The organism is Loktanella sp. DJP18 (genome assembly GCF_049310965.1).
In the GTDB taxonomy this organism is placed as follows: domain Bacteria; phylum Pseudomonadota; class Alphaproteobacteria; order Rhodobacterales; family Rhodobacteraceae; genus Loktanella.
In genome coordinates, this window is the sequence record NZ_JBMERN010000419.1 from 1 (window position 1) to 522 (window position 522).

General features: G+C 51.0%; 1 protein-coding gene. It reads left to right on the forward strand.

Annotation, left to right across the window (positions count from 1 at the left end; translation table 11 throughout):
- Positions 1–470, forward strand: a 470-nt coding sequence (locus ACOI1H_RS26235) for a hypothetical protein (protein WP_422441298.1), incomplete at its 5' end; no start/stop codon positions are given.
- Between the last annotated feature and the right edge of the window lie 52 nt (positions 471–522).

Consider the following 522-nt stretch of genomic DNA (forward strand, 5'->3'; position numbering starts at 1 on the left):
AACTTATTGTAGGCGCAGTTTTCCTAAGCTGCTGTTTCATGCTAGTCACGGTCGTAGTCGTGTTGATCATGCCACCTCAAGGTCAGAGTGCCGAGACACCGGAGATCGGAGGCAAGGCAGTTCTGTTCGGGTTTAGCTTACTGTTGGCCGCAATCGCATTTTGGAGTGGCCGCTGGCTTTTTCTAGGCGAGGAAGGAGTCGCTCAAGCCAAGAACCAAGATGTCGCCGAGGAATACTTTGGAGCTTGGCGTTCCGATGCCCCGACTAACCTCGTGCAGACTCTGATTTCTAACAATGTTCGAGGGTGTGGTGAATTTCATTACAAGCCAAGCTCCCAAAATAGTGGTGAATACCTCGTCTACTGCACTCCAGATGGACACACTTGGACAGCCTACCTTGTTTGGCCAAACGTGCATCGCATAAGTGGGCCTGCAGAGCCGGAATCAAGCATCGTTCCGCCTCGCAAGTAGAAGTGATCGATTTCCTGCATTCTCCGCAAAGCGGTTTTTGCCAATAAAGATG